Origin of the sequence: Dryocola clanedunensis subsp. sulfonylureivorans, from assembly GCF_016756775.1 — a bacterium.
In the GTDB taxonomy this organism is placed as follows: Bacteria; Pseudomonadota; Gammaproteobacteria; order Enterobacterales; family Enterobacteriaceae; genus Dryocola; species Dryocola clanedunensis.
Genome location: NZ_JAERMU010000010.1, coordinates 104,950 through 124,775 on the forward strand (window position 1 = coordinate 104,950; position 19,826 = coordinate 124,775).

Annotated in this window: 16 protein-coding genes; 8 read left to right on the forward strand and 8 right to left on the reverse strand. The window is 54.3% G+C overall.

Annotated features, from left to right (window positions below; all coding sequences use genetic code 11):
* Positions 1-92: 92 nt before the first annotated feature.
* Both der and HYQ67_RS12365 read left to right on the forward strand, forming a co-directional pair.
* On the forward strand, positions 93-1,598 hold the full coding sequence (gene der / locus HYQ67_RS12360; RefSeq protein ID WP_202303983.1) for a ribosome biogenesis GTPase Der: 1,506 nt from the start codon (positions 93-95) through the stop codon (positions 1,596-1,598).
* A 45-nt stretch (positions 1,599-1,643) separates the two neighbouring features.
* A complete protein-coding gene (locus HYQ67_RS12365) occupies positions 1,644-1,865 on the forward strand; it encodes a zinc ribbon domain-containing protein (protein WP_202303984.1) in 222 nt (73 codons plus the stop codon).
* Between the two features lie 3 nt (positions 1,866-1,868).
* On the opposite strand, the gene xseA is transcribed toward HYQ67_RS12365, so the two are convergent.
* On the reverse strand, positions 1,869-3,251 hold the full coding sequence (gene xseA / locus HYQ67_RS12370; protein WP_202303985.1) for an exodeoxyribonuclease VII large subunit: 1,383 nt from the start codon (positions 3,249-3,251) through the stop codon (positions 1,869-1,871).
* A gap of 169 nt (positions 3,252-3,420) precedes the next feature.
* Here xseA and guaB point away from each other — a divergent pair, with 169 nt between their 5' ends.
* Both guaB and guaA read left to right on the forward strand, forming a co-directional pair.
* Complete coding sequence (guaB, locus tag HYQ67_RS12375) at positions 3,421-4,887, forward strand: IMP dehydrogenase (RefSeq protein ID WP_202303986.1); 1,467 nt, start codon at positions 3,421-3,423, stop codon at positions 4,885-4,887.
* 66 nt (positions 4,888-4,953) lie between these two features.
* Positions 4,954-6,531: a glutamine-hydrolyzing GMP synthase gene (guaA, locus tag HYQ67_RS12380; RefSeq protein WP_202303987.1), complete on the forward strand. Its 1,578-nt coding sequence runs from the start codon at positions 4,954-4,956 to the stop codon at positions 6,529-6,531.
* A 122-nt stretch (positions 6,532-6,653) separates the two neighbouring features.
* Here the strand turns inward: guaA and HYQ67_RS12385 are convergent, their stop codons facing one another.
* Positions 6,654-6,845: a YfgG family protein gene (locus HYQ67_RS12385; protein WP_202303988.1), complete on the reverse strand. Its 192-nt coding sequence runs from the start codon at positions 6,843-6,845 to the stop codon at positions 6,654-6,656.
* Positions 6,846-7,178: 333 nt separating this feature from the next.
* Here HYQ67_RS12385 and HYQ67_RS12390 point away from each other — a divergent pair, with 333 nt between their 5' ends.
* The gene (locus HYQ67_RS12390; protein ID WP_202303989.1) at positions 7,179-9,416 is read left to right on the forward strand and encodes a sensor domain-containing phosphodiesterase; all 2,238 of its coding nucleotides are present in this window, start codon (positions 7,179-7,181) and stop codon (positions 9,414-9,416) included.
* Positions 9,417-9,466: 50 nt separating this feature from the next.
* Here the strand turns inward: HYQ67_RS12390 and ppx are convergent, their stop codons facing one another.
* The 4 genes from ppx to purM all read right to left on the reverse strand — a co-directional run bounded on the left by ppx (position 9,467) and on the right by purM (position 14,907).
* Entirely contained in the window at positions 9,467-11,008 is a 1,542-nt protein-coding gene (gene ppx / locus HYQ67_RS12395; protein ID WP_202304064.1) for an exopolyphosphatase, read from the reverse strand.
* Between the two features lie 4 nt (positions 11,009-11,012).
* A complete protein-coding gene (ppk1, locus tag HYQ67_RS12400; RefSeq protein ID WP_202303990.1) occupies positions 11,013-13,073 on the reverse strand; it encodes a polyphosphate kinase 1 in 2,061 nt (686 codons plus the stop codon).
* A gap of 155 nt (positions 13,074-13,228) precedes the next feature.
* The gene (gene purN / locus HYQ67_RS12405) at positions 13,229-13,870 is read right to left on the reverse strand and encodes a phosphoribosylglycinamide formyltransferase (RefSeq protein WP_202303991.1); all 642 of its coding nucleotides are present in this window, start codon (positions 13,868-13,870) and stop codon (positions 13,229-13,231) included.
* A complete protein-coding gene (purM, locus tag HYQ67_RS12410; RefSeq protein WP_202303992.1) occupies positions 13,870-14,907 on the reverse strand; it encodes a phosphoribosylformylglycinamidine cyclo-ligase in 1,038 nt (345 codons plus the stop codon). The genes purN and purM overlap by 1 nt, the downstream gene beginning before the upstream one ends.
* 221 nt (positions 14,908-15,128) lie before the next feature.
* On the opposite strand from purM, the gene upp reads away from it, so the two are divergent.
* From upp to HYQ67_RS12425, 3 genes are all read left to right on the forward strand, one after another.
* Positions 15,129-15,755, forward strand: coding sequence for a uracil phosphoribosyltransferase (upp, locus tag HYQ67_RS12415; RefSeq protein WP_202303993.1), 627 nt, complete (start codon positions 15,129-15,131; stop codon positions 15,753-15,755).
* 81 nt (positions 15,756-15,836) lie between these two features.
* Positions 15,837-17,123, forward strand: a complete 1,287-nt coding sequence (gene uraA / locus HYQ67_RS12420; RefSeq protein WP_202303994.1) for a uracil permease — start codon at positions 15,837-15,839, stop codon at positions 17,121-17,123.
* A gap of 100 nt (positions 17,124-17,223) precedes the next feature.
* Positions 17,224-17,925 carry a DnaA inactivator Hda gene (locus HYQ67_RS12425; protein ID WP_237391231.1) on the forward strand — a complete coding sequence of 234 codons (702 nt, stop codon included), beginning with the start codon at positions 17,224-17,226 and terminating at the stop codon, positions 17,923-17,925.
* Between the two features lie 57 nt (positions 17,926-17,982).
* Here HYQ67_RS12425 and arsC read toward each other — a convergent pair whose 3' ends face one another.
* On the reverse strand, positions 17,983-18,339 hold the full coding sequence (arsC, locus tag HYQ67_RS12430; RefSeq protein ID WP_202303996.1) for an arsenate reductase (glutaredoxin): 357 nt from the start codon (positions 18,337-18,339) through the stop codon (positions 17,983-17,985).
* 11 nt (positions 18,340-18,350) lie between these two features.
* Positions 18,351-19,814, reverse strand: a complete 1,464-nt coding sequence (bepA, locus tag HYQ67_RS12435; protein WP_202303997.1) for a beta-barrel assembly-enhancing protease — start codon at positions 19,812-19,814, stop codon at positions 18,351-18,353.
* Between the last annotated feature and the right edge of the window lie 12 nt (positions 19,815-19,826).

A 19,826-nucleotide genomic window follows, 5' to 3' on the forward strand; every position in this document is an offset into this window, starting at 1 on the left:
TTCCTGATCTCCAGGAGCCGTTTCCTGTTTTTAAGAAACGGCGCATTTGCGCGCCGTTTGATGATGAATTATTGAGTAATGAGGCTTTTATAATGGTACCTGTGGTTGCGCTTGTCGGGCGCCCTAATGTTGGAAAATCCACGTTGTTTAACCGCTTAACGCGTACCCGTGATGCGCTGGTCGCGGATTTCCCGGGGCTGACTCGCGACCGCAAGTATGGTCGTGCTGAAGTGGAAGGTCGCGAATTTATCGCTATCGATACCGGCGGTATTGACGGTACGGAAGACGGTGTTGAAACGCACATGGCTGCCCAGTCGCTGTTGGCGATTGAAGAAGCGGATGTCGTGCTGTTTATGGTGGATGCTCGTGCGGGCCTGATGCCTGCCGATGAAGCCATCGCCAAACACCTGCGTTCGCGTCAGAAGCCAACCTTCCTGGTGGCGAACAAAACTGATGGGATGGACCCGGATCAGGCCGTCATTGATTTTTACTCCCTTGGCCTGGGCGAAATTCATCCTATTGCGGCTTCCCACGGTCGCGGTGTGACAACGCTTCTCGAACACGTGCTGATGCCGTTCATCGACGAAGTGAACCCGCGCGAAGCGGAAGAAGAGATTGACGAAGATGCGGCCTACTGGGCGGCATTCAACGCGAAAAACGGCATTGTCAACGAAGATGACGAGGCCGAAGAGGAAGAAGAAGAGGAAGCTTTCAATCCTCAGGATCTGCCGATTAAGCTGGCTATCGTCGGGCGTCCGAACGTTGGTAAGTCAACGCTAACTAACCGTATCCTCGGTGAAGACCGCGTCGTCGTTTACGACATGCCCGGCACGACCCGTGACAGCATCTACATCCCGATGGAGCGTGACGAGCGTGAATACGTACTGATCGATACCGCGGGCGTGCGTAAGCGTGGCAAAATCACTGAAACCGTTGAGAAATTCTCCGTAATTAAAACGCTTCAGGCTATCGAAGACGCCAACGTCGTGCTGCTGGTGATTGACGCCCGCGAAGGCATCTCCGATCAGGATCTCTCGCTGCTGGGCTTTATCCTCAATAGTGGGCGCTCACTGGTGATTGTGGTTAACAAGTGGGATGGCCTCAGTAACGAAGTTCGCGAGCAGGTCAAAGAGACGCTGGATTATCGCCTTGGCTTCATCGACTTTGCCCGCGTGCACTTCATCTCCGCACTGCACGGCAGCGGCGTAGGCAACCTGTTTGAATCAGTACGTGAGGCCTACGACAGTTCTACACGTCGTGTAAGCACCGCGCTGCTGACCCGCATTATGAACATGGCGTCTGAAGATCACCAGCCACCGCTGGTTCGCGGTCGTCGTGTGAAGCTGAAGTATGCGCACGCCGGTGGTTACAACCCGCCAATCGTGGTGATTCACGGCAACCAGGTGAAAGACCTGCCGGACTCCTACAAGCGCTACCTGATGAACTACTTCCGTAAGTCGCTGGACGTCATGGGGACGCCAATCCGCATCCAGTTCAAGGAAGGGGATAACCCGTTTGCCAACAAGCGTAATACCCTGACGCCGAACCAGATGCGTAAGCGTAAGCGCCTGATCAAGCACATCAAGAAGAGCAAGTAATACACAACGGGAGCAAAGCGCTCCCGTTTTCTTTGAGGAGGAGTCATGGACATGAACTGCCCAATCTGCGACAGGCAGCTGCAGGAAATCGACGGCGGCGGCCACTGCGAAAGCTGCAATCAGGATTTCAGGCTGGAAGCCCGCTGCCCGGACTGCCATCAGCCGCTGGAAGTGTTGAAGGCCTGCGGCGCGGTGGATTATTTCTGCCAGAACGGCCACGGATTGATTTCTAAAAAGCGCGTCGAGTTTGTTCCCGTCGCGCAGTAAGCGCTAACTTTTAGCCGCTGGCTTACGCTTGCGGGCAGGCTTCACCGGTGTAATACCGGTGACCTGACTTTCTACCCAGCCATCCTCCAGGCGCGTTGTCAGCGTATCTCCGGATTTAATCTGCTTTGTCTTCTTCAGCACTTTGCCATCCGTTGCGGTTGTGACGCTGTAGCCACGGGCAAGCGTTGCCAGCGGGCTGACGGCTTCCAGCTGTGCCAGTGCCGTTCCAAAGCGCTGCCGCGTGGTGCTCAACCGCGCCGTCAAGATCTGCGACAATCTGTATTCCAGCTGTTGAATGCGTGTCTGCGCACGGTGAATGCGCGCCTGCGGCTGTTGCTGATTCAGGCGTTGGGCAAGGCGCTGCTGCTGCTGAGAAGTCCGGCGCAGCTTTGTCTCCATTGCTGCGTTCAGGCGCTGCTGCAAACGCTCAAGCGTGGTCTGCTGACGAGCCAGGCGAAGCTGAGGATGTTGTTGTTGCAGGCGATGCTGAAGGCGAGTGAAACGCTGCGTTCGCTGGGCGAGGTAGTAGTCCATCGCCATCTCCATACGCGTTTGCTGCGACTGGATCTGACGTAACAATTCAAGCTGATTACGGCTGACAATCTCTGCGGCAGCCGAGGGGGTTGGAGCACGCAGATCCGCCACAAAATCGGCGATCGTGACGTCAGTTTCATGTCCTACGGCGCTAACGACCGGGATTTGGCTTGCGAAAATAGCCCGGGCCACACGCTCGTCGTTAAAACTCCACAAATCCTCCAGCGAACCGCCGCCGCGCCCGACAATCAGCACATCACACTCAGCGCGCTGGTTGGCGAGTTCAATGGCCCGGACGATTTGCCCAGGGGCATCGGCACCCTGAACGGAGGTGGGATAAATGATAATCGGCAAAGAAGGATCGCGGCGTTTTAAGACATGCAAAATATCGTGCAGGGCCGCACCGGATTTGGACGTAATCACACCGACCTGACGCGCCGGACTGGGCAGGGATTTTTTGTACTGCTGCTCGAAAAGGCCTTCTGCTGTCAGACGCTGCTTGAGCTGTTCGTACTGCTGCTGAAGCAGACCTTCGCCCGCTGGCTGCATGCTTTCGACAATAATCTGGTAATCACCGCGTGGTTCATACAGCGTGATATTGGCGCGAACCAGAACCTGTTGCCCGTGCTGCGGACGAAAAGTTACCCGGCGATTGCTGTTGCGGAACATTGCACAGCGAACCTGAGCGGTGTCGTCTTTCAACGTGAAGTACCAGTGGCCGGAAGAGGGCTGGCTGAAGTTGGAGATTTCGCCGCTGATCCAGACCTGTCCCATTTCCTGCTCCAGCAGCAAACGGACCGCCTGATTCAGACGGGTAACAGTAAAAATTGAAGGAGAATTTGCGATTGGCATGTGAGCTGGATCAAATTTTAAATCAGCGGGTTATTCGGTCAATAGTACCTCCCATATCGCGAGTGGCAAGGATTTTTGGTAAAAAAGTGTGGATGCAACCGATTACGCTCTGTATAATGCCGCGGCAATATTTTATCTGTTCTCATTCACCCCAGGTTGAGATATTGCCATGCTACGAATCGCCAAAGAAGCACTGACGTTTGATGACGTTCTCCTCGTTCCAGCTCACTCCACCGTTCTGCCTAATACGGCGGATCTCGGCACCCAATTGACCAAAACTATTCGTCTGAATATCCCGATGCTGTCCGCAGCGATGGATACCGTGACCGAAGCACGTCTGGCTATTGCGCTTGCTCAGGAAGGTGGCCTTGGTTTTATCCACAAAAATATGTCGATTGAGCGCCAGGCTGAAGAAGTCCTGCGTGTGAAGAAGCATGAAAGTGGCGTGGTCACCGACCCGCAAACCGTACTGCCAACCACCACCCTGCGTGAAGTGAAAGAGCTGACCGAGCGTAACGGCTTTGCCGGTTATCCGGTAGTCACTGAGAAATACGAGCTGGTCGGTATTATCACCGGCCGTGATGTGCGTTTCGTTACCGATTTAAATCAGCCTGTTAGCGTGTACATGACGCCGAAAGAGCGTCTGGTGACCGTGAAAGAAGGCGAAGCACGCGACGTGGTGCTTTCAAAAATGCATGAAAAACGCGTTGAGAAGGCGCTGGTCGTTGATGACCAGTTCCACCTTCGCGGCATGATCACCGTAAAAGACTTCCAGAAAGCAGAGCGTAAACCAAACGCCTGTAAGGACGACCAGGGCCGTCTGCGCGTTGGGGCTGCCGTAGGGGCAGGCGCAGGCAACGAAGAGCGTATCGACGCTCTGGTAGCTGCTGGCGTGGACATTCTGCTGATAGATTCCTCTCACGGGCACTCCGAAGGCGTTCTGCAACGTATTCGCGAGACCCGTGCTAAATATCCTGACCTGCAAATCATCGGTGGCAACGTTGCGACAGCGGCGGGTGCTCGTGCCCTGGCTGATGCGGGCGTTAGCGCAGTGAAAGTAGGTATCGGTCCAGGCTCCATCTGTACTACCCGTATCGTTACCGGCGTTGGCGTTCCGCAGATTACTGCTGTAGCAGACGCGGTGGAAGCGCTGGAAGGCACTGGCATTCCGGTCATCGCCGACGGCGGTATTCGTTTCTCCGGCGACATCGCAAAAGCTATCGCTGCGGGCGCGTCTGCGGTCATGGTTGGCGGCATGCTGGCCGGTACTGAAGAGTCTCCGGGCGAAATCGAACTCTACCAGGGGCGTTCATTCAAATCTTACCGTGGTATGGGCTCACTGGGCGCGATGTCCAAAGGTTCTTCTGACCGTTACTTCCAGACGGATAACGCGGCAGACAAACTGGTTCCAGAAGGTATCGAAGGCCGCGTGGCTTACAAGGGCCATTTGAAAGCGATCGTTCACCAGCAGATGGGCGGCCTGCGCTCCTGTATGGGTCTGACCGGTTGTGCTACCATCGACGACCTGCGCACCAAAGCGGAATTCGTACGCATCAGCGGTGCGGGTATCCAGGAAAGTCACGTACACGACGTGACCATCACTAAAGAGTCCCCGAACTACCGTATGGGCTCCTGATTCTTCATCGCCCGCACACGCGGGCGATTTACTTTCCCTGTTTCACTTGCCTCGGAATTAGCGTCAATGACGGAAAACATTCATAAACATCGCATCCTGATCCTCGATTTCGGTTCTCAGTACACTCAGCTTGTAGCGCGTCGCGTACGTGAGCTGGGCGTTTACTGTGAGCTGTGGGCGTGGGATGTCACTGAAGCACAAATCCGTGAATTCAACCCAAGCGGCATTATCCTGTCCGGCGGCCCGGAAAGTACCACCGAGCAAAATAGCCCGCGTGCGCCGGAATATGTGTTTACCGCAGACGTCCCGGTATTCGGCGTGTGCTACGGCATGCAGACCATGGCGATGCAGCTTGGCGGCCACGTAGAAGCCTCTAACGAGCGTGAATTTGGTTATGCGCAGGTTGAAGTTAAAACCGATAGCGCGCTGGTTCGCGGTATCGAAGATTCTCTGAGCGCCGCAGGCAAACCGCTGCTGGACGTCTGGATGAGCCACGGCGACAAAGTCACGGCCATCCCGTCTGACTTCGTGACCGTTGCCAGCACCGAAACCTGTCCGTTCGCCATCATGGCCAACGAAGAGAAGCGTTTCTACGGCGTACAGTTCCACCCGGAAGTCACCCATACTCGTCAGGGTCAGCGTCTGCTGGAGCGCTTTGTTCTGGATATCTGCGGCTGTGAAGCGCTGTGGACCCCGGCAAAAATTATCGAAGATGCTATTGTGCGTCTGCGTGAGCAGGTGGGTGACGACAAAGTGATTCTGGGCCTGTCCGGCGGCGTGGATTCTTCCGTCACGGCCATGCTGCTGCACCGCGCCATTGGCGACCGTCTGACCTGTGTGTTCGTGGATAACGGCCTGCTGCGCCTGAACGAAGCCGAGCAGGTTCTGGAAATGTTTGGCGATCACTTCGGTCTGAATATCGTTCACGTGCCTGCGGAAGAGCGTTTCCTGTCCCAGCTGGCAGGTATTGATGAGCCAGAAGCCAAACGTAAAACCATCGGCCGCGTCTTTGTTGAAGTGTTCGACGAAGAGGCGCTGCGTCTGGAAGATGTGAAGTGGCTGGCGCAGGGGACTATCTATCCTGACGTTATTGAATCCGCGGCTTCCGCCACCGGCAAAGCGCACGTCATTAAATCTCACCACAATGTGGGCGGCCTGCCGAAAGAGATGAAGATGGGTCTGGTTGAGCCGCTGAAAGAGCTGTTCAAAGACGAAGTGCGTAAAATCGGTCTGGAGCTGGGTCTGCCTTACGACATGCTGTATCGTCACCCGTTCCCGGGGCCAGGTCTGGGCGTGCGCGTGCTGGGCGAAGTGAAGAAAGAGTACTGTGACCTGCTGCGTCGTGCGGATGCTATCTTCATCGAAGAGCTGCACAAAGCGGATCTGTACAACAAAGTGAGCCAGGCGTTCACCGTGTTCCTGCCGGTTCGTTCCGTTGGCGTAATGGGCGATGGCCGCAAGTACGACTGGGTTGTTTCCCTGCGTGCTGTGGAAACCATCGACTTCATGACCGCGCACTGGGCGCATCTGCCATACGATTTCCTTGGCCGCGTTTCCAACCGCATCATCAACGAAGTTAACGGTATCTCCCGCGTGGTTTACGATATCTCTGGCAAGCCGCCAGCGACTATCGAGTGGGAATAAAACTCACGTCATAAATAAACCGGGTGGCCATGTGCCACCCGTTTTTTTATCTGGTATTGATGAACGACAGGCGTGACGAAGCCCGCTGTTTCTACAGCGTTATTTTACTTAACGGGGGCGGGTTACCGGTTGGTGTTATCCACGGAGAGGCTGCTTTGCTGGGCGTCTGCTTTCTTGTCCTGGTGATGCTGCCAGGCGCCAATCGAGGAGTAGACAAAACGGCCAAAAAGGAAAAGGAAGCTGATAAGAAGAATAATGCGGGTCATTCGGCCGTTAAACCGGTGTCGTCTTCGCATACTCGTAACCTGTGTCACGCAAGTGGTCTCTGGGTTTGCCCGACAGCTGCGGGCGACGGGGATATTTAGGCATAGCGCGGCGGTTGGGTCAATTCGGAAACATGTAAAATAGCGTCAACGGACAGGTTGTGACTGATAGATAAACGATTCTTTATTTAAAATCGCGATATTTTGTTTTTAAGTATCCAGGAAAGTTCTGTAACCTGGATCAACTTTAAGCATAAATTGATCTGCATCAATTCTGATCGTCAGACCCTAACTAAAATCACCCTTCACCTCATAACAAGGTTACAAATCAGGCAAACCGAAGCCCATTCTGAACTTCACCCGGCAGGTTTCTGACAAATATCTATGCAAGTTGCGAACTGGTACAGAACGTATAAAAATAAGTGGTGGGCGCTACCTCTCGTTCTGCCGTGTCTGCTGCTCCCCTTTGCCGTCTGGTGTAATGCTAATACTGTATTAAACGACGGTAGGGTTTTCCTTATTTATCTGCCATTAGCCCTGATGACCGCACTGACTATCCTCTTTGGATGGGCGGCAATACCGGGTATCGTTCTGGCACTGCTCATTCGGTATATTCCTATAAAAGGGGAGTGGGTAGCGCTACTGACCATTTTCCATTTCCTTTTTCCCATTACGTTGAGCCTGTGCGGCTATCGGGTGTTCTCACCTCGACGCCACTGCATCGATTTCACTTCCCTGCAGGTGATTTTGCAAAGGATGTTTTGGCTGGTTCTGTTCAATTCAGCCCTGTTTGTGATGATTTTCCAGATAGGTGTATTTTTTGGCTGGTATGAACCGCTGAAGGGGCTGATGGCAGAAAATCCTTTCCGGCCCCGGATGCTCATCAATTTTCAGGCCGTATTAGTCGGGACCCTGACTGGTTTGCCGCTCTTTTACTGCATTATCCGCATAGCCCGTAATCCGCAGTTTCTTAAATCCCTTTGGTCGCGCACGCGTGCTCAGGCGCACCAGGGGGTTACCACGATGGAGTTTGCGCTCTGGTCAATGCTAATGGCCATGGTCATCACTCTACTTTTATCACCCGTTGGCCCGTCTGGTTCGATCTTTAAGACGGACTATACGTTGACGTTACTTTTACCCGTTATGCTATGGGGGGCTACGCGCTATGGCCTCTATTTCATCACCATTATTTGGACGCCACTTCTCATTCTTCTTTGCCGGGGATTTAATAACTATCTGCCCTCGGATGTAGGTTTGCAGCTTCACCTGGCCATCGTGACATCCAGTTATGCCATGTTCTCCCTGACGATTTATATGATGTCGGCGATCAGCACGCGTCAGCGCAGTATGCATACCAAAGCGTACCGGGCCGCCTTTATCGACCCTGTTGTCATGATCCCCAATCTGCGGGCACTGAATCACGATATTAGTCATTACTCGGTGATGACCCTGGTCTTCCTTAGCGTGCCTGAGCTGGAGTTGTTAGGGCGCAATTACGGGGTACTGCTACGCATTAAGTACAAACAGCAGCTTGCTGAATATTTGCGTCCGGTGCTGGATGAGGAAGAAAAGATTTATCACCTTTTCGGGCACGATCTGGCTGTCCGGCTGAACTGTGAAACGCATCAGGAACGGATAGCCTTAATCGATCAGCGCGTGAAACAGTTCCGCTTTATCTGGGATGGCGTGCCGTTACAGCTACAGGTCGGCATCAGTTATTGCGATGTTCGCCAGCCCGTCAGTCACTTATATCTTCTGCTGGGGGAACTCAGCACGATGGCAGAGCTGTCATTGCAGTCCTCTCATCCTGAAAGTTTGCAGCACCAGGGCTCGAAGCGGGTACAAAACACGGTTAAGAACAAAATCACGATGATGAACCGGTTACAGTCCGCGCTCGACAACGGTGATTTTATTCTGATGGCGCAGCGGATTGAGGGAGCGAGGGGTGATAATTATCATGAGATTTTGATTCGCATGAACGACGGTGAAGGCGCAGTTTTCCTGCCGGAGAGCTTCTTGCCCGTTGCCCATGAGTTTGGCCTGTCGTCAAAGATAGATCGCTGGGTGCTTGAAACTACGCTGCAGTTTATGGACAACTATCGTGAACGTCTGCCTGGCTGTCGTTTTGCCATCAATCTTACACCCGCTTCCGCCGGACGAATGCAGTTCCCTGCTGAGGTAAAGGGACTGCTTGAGCAGTATAAAATTGAGCCATGGCAACTTCTCTTTGAAGTGACGGAAAGCGATTCCCTGACCAATCTTGAGCAGGTCAATCAGACCTTTTTCGCGCTTCAGCGCATGGGCTGTAAGGTCGCTATTGATGATTTCGGGACGGGTTACGCCAGCTATTCGCGAATGAAAGATATCCACGCGGATATGCTGAAAATTGACGGTAGTTTTATCCGCAACATCCTGACCAGCAGCCTCGACTATCAGATCGTTGAGTCAATCTGTCAGCTGGCAAGAATGAAGAAGATGCAGGTCGTCGCGGAATATGTGGAAAGCGAAGAGATAAAAGAAGCTGTTTTACGGCTTGGCATTGATTACATGCAGGGCCATATGATTGGTTATCCTCTACCGCTCTCTTCACTGGTCGTGGATGCGGGACATCTTCCTGAGTAATGTCATGCACCCGGCTTGCTCGCCTGCAGGCCGGGACTTATCACTCGAACTCATGCCGCAATAATTGGGCTTGCCTCTTCTTCAATATTTAGCTTCCAGCCAGGGGTGTTATCCCAGTACAGCTGTTCCCGCTCAAGGTCGAGGAGTACCAGGGTATTCTGACTGAACCAGCCATGGGGAAAGCGCAGCGTCCAGTGGTTATCATCCGTTTCCAGAACCAGCGTTGGCGGCGTTGTGGTCGCCTGACGTTGGTTATTGAGCAGCACGCCCAGACGCAGTATCTGAATGAGCGGCAGGAACTGCTTTTTCTTAAACAGCGTGAAGCGCGGAAGATCGTCTATTTTTATCCCTTTTCGATGATAGCGAACCAGTGAGGCGATCAGCGTCTGCTGCTCCTGATTAAAGCCGGGGAGGTTGCTATGCTGCAGAATATAGGCCGAATGGCGATGCAGCCCGCTGTGGTTGATGTTCAGCCCCACCTCGTGCAGCATTGCCGACCATTTCAACAGGGCTGCCATCTGTGGGTTAGCCTGCTTCGGGTTTTGCGTCTCCCACTGCTGGTAAATTTTGTCGGTAGTATCCAGCACCCGTTTAGCCTGGTCGCTGTCTATGTGATACTGGTCTGCAAGGCTCTGCGCGGTGCGGATACGAATATCCTGATGCCTGAATCTGCCTTCCATTTCGTAAAGTACCCCCTCACGAAGCGCACCGTCGGACAGGCGAAGCTCCCGGATGGCCAGCGAGTCGAATACCCCACAGAGAATCGCAAGCCCAGGTACAAAGACGGCTTTGCGCTCTTCAGAAAGGCCCGGCAGGCTCATTGACGAAAAGTTTTTATACTTCAGAACCTCATCACGCAGCATCTCCAGCCGTTCGGGGGTGATAACGCCGTTCTTCTCGCCCATATTGATCAGCACTTCGTGAGCGGCTTTGATGGTGCCGGAAGCGCCCATCGCTACGTTCCAGCCCTGCAGACGGTACTGCCAGGAAAGATTCTCCAGCTTCTGAACCGCCGCGAGACGCGCCCGCTTAAAGTTTTCAGCCGTGATGGCACCCTGCGGGAAAAAGTTTTGTCCGAAGCTGACGCAGCCCATGCGGCGGCTTTCAACCAGCATCGGTTCGAAGTCCTCGCCAATCACCAGCTCGGTAGACCCACCGCCGATATCAATAACCAGCTTGCGCCCTTTTTCCGGCTGCGTGTGTTCCACACCCATAAAAATCAGGCGTGCTTCTTCATTACCGGAAATGATCTCAATCGGGTAGGGGATAACCTGCTCGGCGCGTTTGAGAAATTCCTCGGCGTTGACTGCCTCACGCAGGCTGTGCGTGCCAACAATACAGACATTTTCCGGCGAAAAGCCCTGAAGGCGCTCGGCAAAGAGCGTCAGACAAGAGAGGCCGCGTTCCATCGCTTCTTCACTTAACTCGTTTTCAGCGTTCAGCCCATCAGCCAGATGGACTCGTTGTTTCAGGCGTCCGATGATCTGCATCGCGCCGTCAACCACACGGGCAATCACCATGTGGAAACTGTTAGAGCCGAGATCAACCGCAGCGAACTCTTGCGGACGTGGAGCGTGTTTTTTTATCGGCATGGCGTTAGTCAGGTTGTTCCAGAGATTTAATGTAATCATAAATCGCCAGCTGCGAGCGCACCTTACGGCGGTTGCCTCGCGGGACGTAGCGATTACTGAGTTCTTTATCGAGATAGCGTGCTTTTACGGTATCGCTAAACAGGATTTCGACGATGTCCAGCACCCGCTGTTTCAGACGCGGGTCCAGTATGGCAACGGCCACCTCAATGCGGTAATCAATGTTGCGCGTCATCCAGTCTGCGGAAGAGAGATAAACTTTTTTATCGCCGCCGTTTTCAAAGACATAAACGCGATCGTGCTCAAGATATCGGTCAACGATACTGATCACGCGAATATTGTCGCTGATCCCCTCCAGATTCGGGATCAGTGAGCACATACCGCGCACCAGCAGCTTAACTTTCACGCCGGAGCTGGAGGCCGCATACAGGCGATCGACAAGGCCCTTATCGACCAGGTTATTCAGCTTTAGCGTAATACCGGAAGGCTGGCCGTTCTGCGCGTTGGCGATTTCGCGATCGACCAGATCGTAGAGCAGACGGCGCGAGTTTTGCGGCGAAACCATCAGATGTTCAAAGGTCACCGGTCGATAGGGGTTTTCAATAAAGTTGAAGACCCTGCGCACTTCGTTGGTGATGCGCGCATCGGCGGTCAGTAACGAATAGTCGGTGTAGAGTCGGGCTGTTTTCTCGTTGAAGTTACCGGTGCCAATGTGGGCGTAGCGCACCACTTCGTCACCTTCTTTACGGGAGATCAGGAACAGCTTGGCGTGGATTTTCAGGCCAGGGGCGGAGAAGATAACGTGTACGCCAGCTTCCGTCAGACGTTTGGCCCAGTGGATATTGGCCTCTTCGTCAAAGCGCGCCTGAAGCTCGACGACCACGGTGACTTTCTTGCCGTTGTGGGCCGCATGGATCATCGACTCAATAATGCGCGAGTCTTTTGCCACGCGGTAGATATTGATTTTTATGGCCAGCACGCTAGGGTCAAATGAGGCCTGGCGCAGCAGCTCCAGCACGTGCTCGAAGGTATGGTAAGGATAGTAGAGCAGCACGTCGCGGTTGCGGATAGCGTCGAAGCCGTTGCGGAATTTGTCGAACCAGATGTGCCGCAATCGCGGCAGCGGCTTATTCACCAGGTTGGCTTTGCCAACGTTGGGGAAGTTAATAAAGTCTTTGAAGTTGTGGTAGCGCCCGCCGGGAATAATCGAGTCGTAGTTGGTGATGGTCAGCTTGTTACGCAGCATTTCTACCATCGCGTCCGGCATATCTCGCTGGTAAACGAAACGGACCGGCTCGGCGGTCAGGCGCTGCTTGAGGCTTGATGACATCAGCTCGAGCAGGCTGGATTCCATTTCGGTCACCAGGTCATATTCCGCGTCGCGGGTCATCTTCATCGAATAGGCATTCAGCGCGTCATAGTCGAAGAAGCCTTTGAAAATGTCATCCAGGCAGTAGCGCAGAATGTTGTCCAGCAGGATCATTGGCTTGCGGCGGCGCGGTGCCTCCGGCGGCAGATTCACAAAGCGCGGCACTTTATCGGACGGGATCTCAAGCAGGGCGTAGCGGGTATCGTCGCCGCGAATAATCTCCACTGCCAGGTAGGTGTAGTCATCCTTCAGGAACTGCACCAGATCTGTCTCATGGTTGATAAGGATCGGCGTGATGTGCTGGCGTAAATAGTGCTTAAAGTAGTGGCGCAGCCAGTTTTGTTGGTTCTCTGAAAGCTGACGTTCGTTAATCAGGAAGATCTGGTTACGCGCCATCTCCAGTAATAAATCGTTATACAGACCATCAAATTCCTGATCGGCCTTCAGTACGCGAGCCTGGATTTTATTGAGCAAATGACGTGAATTCGGCGCGGTGCCTTGTTCTTCGCTGATAAGGATCCTGCGTTTTAGCTCAGCAAAACGAACCTTGTAAAACTCATCAAGGTTGTTGGAATAGATGCCGAGAAAACGCATTCTCTCAATCAACGGATTGATTTTGTCCGCCGCTTCCTGGAGTACACGTTCGTTAAAAGACAACCAGCTCAGTTCTTTTTCTATATACAGCTTATCCTGACCCATTAGCCCTCACTTCCGTTTTCGTGGACGAAAAATGCCGTCGCATCATCATTATGGCGAGCTTTGGCAGCGAATGTCCAACGTCGCAGAGTAAACCAGGATGTTTGTTTCTGTCCGCCTGCGCGCAGGTATTAAAAAAGGGGCCGAAGCCCCTTTGTTTACTCTTCCGCCGCATGCCCTTCCGGGGGTAACGGCTGGCCGTCCAGCCAGGCAACGTTATCGCGCATCTCCAGGCGTCCCTCGATAAACCAGCTGACGACCAGCGGGTAGATGGCGTGCTCCTGATGCTGCACTCGGGCGGTGATTTCGTCTTCGTCATCGCCTTCGAAGACGGGAATTTTGGCCTGTAGGATAACTGGGCCGCCGTCCAGCTCGTCGGTCACAAAGTGAACCGAAGTGCCGTGCTCTTCGTCGCCGTTTTCCAGCACCTGACGATGGGTATTCAGGCCCGGGTATTTAGGGAGCAGAGAAGGGTGGATATTGATTAAGCGACCGCTGTAATGCGCCACAAAAGCCGGGCTGAGGATGCGCATGTAACCTGCGAGCACCACCAGGTCCGGCGCGTAGGCGTCAATCTCCTGCATTAATTCACGATCGAAAGCTGCGCGGTCTGCAAAGTGGCTGGCGGTGAGGGCGTGGGCCGGGATCCCGGCTTCGCCTGCGCGCTCAAGGCCGTAAGCATCGGCCTTGTTGCTGAACACCGCCGCAAGGGTGCCGTTAATCTTTTTGTGTTTGCAGGCGTCAATAATCGCCTGAAGATTGCTTCCGTTACCGGAAATCAGCACCACTATGTTTTTCATTACTCAATAACCACGCGCTCTTCGCTATCGGATGCTTTGATAATACCGATTTTCCAGGCGTTTTCACCTTTCGCTTTCAGCAGCTCAACGGCTTTGTTGGCTTCGCTTGCTGGCAGGGCGATCAGCATGCCGACGCCGCAGTTAAAGGTGCGATACATTTCGTGGCTGCTGATGTTGCCTGCTTTTTGCAGCCAGCTGAAGACGGCTGGCCACTGCCATGAAGCTTCGCTGATCACCGCCTGAGTGTTGTCCGGCAGCACACGCGGGATATTTTCCCAGAAGCCGCCGCCGGTGAGGTGGGCAATGGCATGCACGTCCACTTCGCCAATCAGCTCAAGCAGGTTTTTGACATAGATACGGGTGGGTTCCAGAAGATGATCCGCCAACGGTTTGCCTTCCAGCTCGGTGGTCAGCGGATCGGTGCCGCTCACTTCCAGCACCTTGCGGACCAGAGAGTAGCCATTGGAGTGCGGGCCGCTGGAAGCCAGCGCAATCAGCACGTCGCCGTCGGCTACTTTGGATCCGTCGATGATTTCAGACTTTTCGACCACGCCAACACAGAATCCAGCCACGTCATAATCGTCGCCATGGTACATACCCGGCATTTCAGCGGTTTCGCCGCCGACCAGCGCACAGCCGGACTGGAGACACCCTTCCGCGATGCCGGTAATCACGCTGGACGCCGTTTCCACATCAAGTTTGCCGGTGGCGTAGTAGTCCAGGAAGAAGAGGGGTTCCGCACCCTGCACGACCAGATCGTTCACGCACATAGCGACCAGATCGATACCGATGGTGTCGTGACGTTTTAAATCCATAGCCAGACGCAGTTTGGTGCCCACGCCGTCGGTGCCGGAGACCAGCACGGGTTCACGATACTTCTGTGGCAACGCGCAGAGCGCACCGAAACCGCCCAGACCACCCATCACTTCCGGGCGGCGGGTCTTTTTCACTACGCCTTTAATTTTGTCGACCAGAGCGTTACCAGCATCAATATCAACACCGGCATCTTTGTAGCTAAGGGAGGTTTTGTCGGTCATCTTCAGGTTCCATCGGTTGGTCTGGAATAAAAAACGCCGCAATTCTAACAGTGGAGGCAAACGTTTGCGAGCCTCTTGTGCGGCGGGATGGAATATTGTTGCTCTATACTCTTTCGTGTCCCGTTGATCTCGATCAACCCCAATTCCGGTGGCGAAGCGGTTAAAAAGCGGTATAATCCGGCGATTTTTTTGTGGACGCCAACATCTCGGGGAGAAAGAGTATGAAGATCGTGGAAGTGAAACACCCACTCGTCAAACACAAGCTGGGCCTGATGCGTGAGCAGGACATCAGTACCAAGCGCTTTCGTGAACTCGCCTCAGAAGTTGGCAGCCTGCTGACTTACGAAGCCACTGCGGATCTGGAAACCGAACTTGTCACCATCGAAGGCTGGAACGGCCCGGTGGAGATCGACCAGATCAAAGGTAAGAAAATTACCGTTGTCCCAATTCTGCGTGCCGGTCTGGGCATGATGGAAGGCGTGCTGGAAAACGTGCCAAGCGCGCGTATCAGCGTAGTAGGCGTTTACCGTAACGAAGAAACCCTCGAGCCGGTGCCTTACTTCCAGAAGCTGGTTTCTAATATTGAAGAGCGCATGGCGCTGGTGGTTGACCCAATGCTGGCAACCGGCGGCTCTATGATCGCCACCATCGACCTGCTGAAGAACGCCGGTTGTACGAGCATTAAAGTTCTGGTGCTGGTGGCCGCGCCTGAAGGTATCGCCGCGCTGGAAAAAGCGCACCCGGATGTGGAGCTGTACACGGCGTCCATCGATCAGGGACTCAACGAGCACGGATACATTATTCCGGGCCTCGGCGATGCCGGCGACAAAATATTTGGTACAAAATAAAAAAGCAGCCGACTTCGAAAGTCGGCTTTTTTTTGGTTTTAAAACACGACGTTCGTTAAATAACACTCAGAGGAAAACAACATGACCCGCCGTGCTATTGGGGTAAGTGAAAGACCACCTTTGCTGCAAACGATTCCGTTAAGTTTGCAGCATCTGTTCGCTATGTTCGGTGCCACCGTGCTGGTGCCCATCTTATTCCATATTAATCCGGCCACGGTGCTGCTGTTTAACGGCATAGGTACGCTGCTTTACCTCTTCATCTGTAAGGGCAAAATCCCGGCTTATCTCGGCTCAAGCTTCGCTTTTATCTCGCCAGTTTTACTGCTGTTACCACTAGGCTACGAAGTGGCGCTCGGCGGGTTTATTATGTGCGGCGTGCTGTTTTGCATCGTGGCGCTGATTGTCAAAAAAGCAGGCACCGGCTGGCTGGACGTGATGTTCCCCCCGGCGGCAATGGGGGCGATTGTTGCGGTCATCGGTCTTGAGCTGGCGGGCGTGGCGGCGAATATGGCCGGGTTGCTGCCTGCGGACGGCACCTCCCCGGATTCCACAACCATCATCATTTCTCTGGTGACGCTGGCGGTCACGATTTTCGGCTCCGTTCTGTTCCGTGGCTTCCTGGCGATTATCCCGATTCTGATTGGCGTGCTGGCGGGCTATGCGCTCTCCTTCGCGATGGGCGTTGTGGACGTCACACCTATCGTGGAAGCCCATTGGTTTGCGTTGCCAACTTTCTACACGCCGCGCTTTGAGTGGTTCGCCATCTTCACCATTCTGCCTGCCGCGCTGGTGGTTATTGCTGAGCACGTAGGCCACCTGGTCGTCACCGCGAATATCGTCAAGAAAGACCTGATTCGCGATCCGGGTCTGCATCGTTCGATGTTTGCTAACGGCATCTCGACTATTTTCTCCGGCTTCTTTGGTTCCACGCCGAATACCACCTACGGCGAGAATATCGGCGTAATGGCGATAACTCGTGTTTACTCGACCTGGGTTATCGGCGGGGCGGCGATTCTGGCGATTCTGCTCTCCTGCGTCGGCAAGCTGGCGGCGGCGATTCAAATTATCCCGGTTCCGGTCATGGGCGGCGTTTCCCTGCTGCTGTACGGAGTGATCGGCGCTTCCGGTATCCGCGTGCTGATTGAATCCAAAGTGGATTACAGCAAGGCGCAGAACCTGATCCTCACCTCCGTTATCCTGATCATCGGCGTCAGCGGTGCGAAAGTGCATATCGGTGCGGCTGAGCTGAAAGGCATGGCGCTGGCGACGATCGTGGGCGTGGGCCTTAGCTTAATCTTCAAGCTGATCAGTATTATTCGTCCGGAAGAAGTGGTGCTGGATGCGAAAGAAACCGACGTCATTCCATGAGTCGACGTGCTGCCGGGCGGCATTCCCGCCCGGTTCTACAGCACTGTAATTCTGTGATAAACTCTTAAGCGTTTTTCTGCCTGTTATGGTTGAGGTACTTCTGAATACGCCGGCACAGCTTTCACTGCCACTCTTTTTGCCTGACGATGAGACGTTTGCCAGCTTCTGGCCGGGTGATAACCCTTCTTTACTCGCCGCCCTGCAATCCGTGCTCCGTCAGGATCACAGCGGGTATATCTATTTCTGGTCGCGGGAAGGAGGCGGGCGCAGCCATCTGCTGCACGCGGCCTGTGCCGAACTGTCACAGCGCGGAGAAGCGGTCGGCTATGTGCCGCTCGATAAGCGCACCTGGTTTGTGCCCGAAGTGTTAGACGGCATGGAACAACTCTCTCTGGTCTGCATCGATAATATCGAATGTGTGGCGGGGGATGAGCTGTGGGAAATGGCGATCTTTAATCTTTATAACCGTATTCTGGAGTCGGGCAATACCCGTCTGCTGATCACCGGCGATCGTCCGCCGCGCCAGCTAAATTTGCAGCTTCCCGACCTGGCTTCGCGTCTGGACTGGGGGCAGATTTACAAGCTCCAGCCGCTGTCGGATGATGACAAGCTGCAGGCGCTTCAGCTGCGGGCAAAGCAGCGCGGATTTGAACTGCCTGAAGACGTGGGCCGCTTCCTGCTAAAAAGGCTCGATCGGGAGATGCGTACGCTGTTTATGACGCTGGATCAGCTTGACCGCGCCTCCATTACCGCGCAGCGCAAGCTGACCATTCCTTTTGTAAAAGAGATCCTGAGCCTCTGACTCTTCGGTGGATGGCACTTCGTTTATCCACCCTTTAGGCCCGCTCAGATTAAGCCGCTACAAAATTTCCAGCACCGACTCCGGCGGGCGGCCAATTCTTGCCTGGCCATTCGCCAGCACAATCGGGCGTTCAATCAGTTTTGGATTGGCGATCATCGCCTGAATCAGCTGATCTTCGGATAAGCTTTCCTCCTGCAGATTCAGCTCCTTGTACAACTCTTCTTTCTTACGCATCAGATCGCGCGCGCTGGAAAATCCGAGTTTGCTCAGCAGCGAATGAATGGTTTGCGCATCCGGCGGCGTGTCCAGATACAGCACAATTTCAGGTTCCACGCCGTTCGCCTTGAGCAGGCTTAACGTTTCGCGGCTCTTTGAGCAGCGCGGATTGTGGTAGATAGCGACTCCTGCAGACATATAAACTCCTGTTACATCTTCTGATATTGTTCGAAACGTTTTTGCAGTTCACGAAACTGGTCGATACGCGCATCGTAGCGGGCCTGCTGCAGGCTGCCGAGCTTCGCCTGAGAGCTGGCGCTGCTCAGCAGTGAGATAGCCTGATCCAGGCGACCATTCAGCGCCATCACTTCTGCACGGGCCGCCAGTTCCTGATCGCGATTCCCCATTGCGGCTTCTGCCTGGGCTAACAGATCCCAGGCGTTACCGTCGTCCGGATGGGCGAAGGTATAGCGGTTCAGAATGGACGCCGCCTGCGTGTTCTGTCCGGCCTGCACATAGGCGTTGGCCAGGTTTAGCTGCAGCACGGGGTTCAGGTTCAGACCCGGTGCGTTTTTCAGACGGTTAATGGCATCGGCCGTTTTATGCTGACCTAAATCGATATCGGTGGATAAGTCGAGATACCAGGGGTTAGCAGGTTGCGCGGCCAGCAGTGGCTGCAGGTGTTTACGGGCTTCGGCCCAGTTGTTTGCCTCCATTGCCAGTAGGGCGCGGCCATAGATGGCGGCGTGCTGTTCACGAATGTTACCTTTTGACCAGGTATCCAGCATATCCGTGGTGAGCTGGTTGCGGCCCGAGTTGTACATCCCCAGGGTACGCACCTTTGCCATATAGAAATCTTCCGACGATTGCACGACCACCGGACGCATCTGGTTGGCGCGGTTACGGGCATCTGCCAGACGGCTTTCCGGTAGGGGGTGAGTCAACAAGATTTCTGGCGGACGAGTGGAGTAGCGCGCCTGATCCAGCAGCTTCTCAAGGAAGGTAGGCATCGCCTGCGGATTAAAGCCGGAGCGCTGGAGTACCTGAATACCGATACGATCCGCCTCCTGCTCGTTCTGCTGTGTAAAGCTGATCATGCCCTGCTGCGTCCCGGCCAGGGTGCCGGTCAGTGCCGCCATACCGGCTTCAGGGCTGGCCATTGCTAACAGGATGGAGCCTAACGCGCCAACCCAGGTGAGCGGGGCATTTTTCTTTTGATCTTCCATCGCTCGTGCAAGGTGACGCTGGGTCACGTGAGAGATTTCGTGCGCCATAACCGACGCAAGCTGGCTTTCATCATCGGCATAGCGGAACAGCGCTGAATGCAGCACCACGTTGCCGCCGAAGAAGGCAAAGGCGTTTATCTCGTCGTTATTAATAAGGAAGAAGTGGAAAGGTGTTTTTACCGAATTCGCATGGCTGACCAGGCGCATGCCAAGATTGTTGATGTATTGCACCAGTAGAGGGTCATTGATCAAAGGGGCACTGCCACGCAGCTGGCGAACGTAGAAATCGCCCATCTGCATCTCCTGGCCAATCGACAGCGTGCTTCCTGCTGATGTCCCCATATCAGGCAGTTGATCGGCCACATCCGCGGAGGCTGGTACGGCGGCCCCGGCGAGTAATGTTGTCATCAGGGTTGCAACCAGCGTTTTTTTCAACTGCTTGAGCATAACCACTATCCT

Coding starts and splice junctions, on each gene's coding strand:
- der (WP_202303983.1), top strand. CDS start 93: ATGGTACCTGTGGTTGCGCTTGTCGGGCGCCCTAATGTTGGAAAATCC.
- HYQ67_RS12365 (WP_202303984.1), top strand. CDS start 1,644: ATGGACATGAACTGCCCAATCTGCGACAGGCAGCTGCAGGAAATCGAC.
- xseA (WP_202303985.1), bottom strand. CDS start 3,251: ATGCCAATCGCAAATTCTCCTTCAATTTTTACTGTTACCCGTCTGAAT.
- guaB (WP_202303986.1), top strand. CDS start 3,421: ATGCTACGAATCGCCAAAGAAGCACTGACGTTTGATGACGTTCTCCTC.
- guaA (WP_202303987.1), top strand. CDS start 4,954: ATGACGGAAAACATTCATAAACATCGCATCCTGATCCTCGATTTCGGT.
- HYQ67_RS12390 (WP_202303989.1), top strand. CDS start 7,179: ATGCAAGTTGCGAACTGGTACAGAACGTATAAAAATAAGTGGTGGGCG.
- ppx (WP_202304064.1), bottom strand. CDS start 11,008: ATGCCGATAAAAAAACACGCTCCACGTCCGCAAGAGTTCGCTGCGGTT.
- ppk1 (WP_202303990.1), bottom strand. CDS start 13,073: ATGGGTCAGGATAAGCTGTATATAGAAAAAGAACTGAGCTGGTTGTCT.
- purN (WP_202303991.1), bottom strand. CDS start 13,870: ATGAAAAACATAGTGGTGCTGATTTCCGGTAACGGAAGCAATCTTCAG.
- purM (WP_202303992.1), bottom strand. CDS start 14,907: ATGACCGACAAAACCTCCCTTAGCTACAAAGATGCCGGTGTTGATATT.
- upp (WP_202303993.1), top strand. CDS start 15,129: ATGAAGATCGTGGAAGTGAAACACCCACTCGTCAAACACAAGCTGGGC.
- uraA (WP_202303994.1), top strand. CDS start 15,837: ATGACCCGCCGTGCTATTGGGGTAAGTGAAAGACCACCTTTGCTGCAA.
- arsC (WP_202303996.1), bottom strand. CDS start 18,339: ATGTCTGCAGGAGTCGCTATCTACCACAATCCGCGCTGCTCAAAGAGC.
- bepA (WP_202303997.1), bottom strand. CDS start 19,814: ATGCTCAAGCAGTTGAAAAAAACGCTGGTTGCAACCCTGATGACAACA.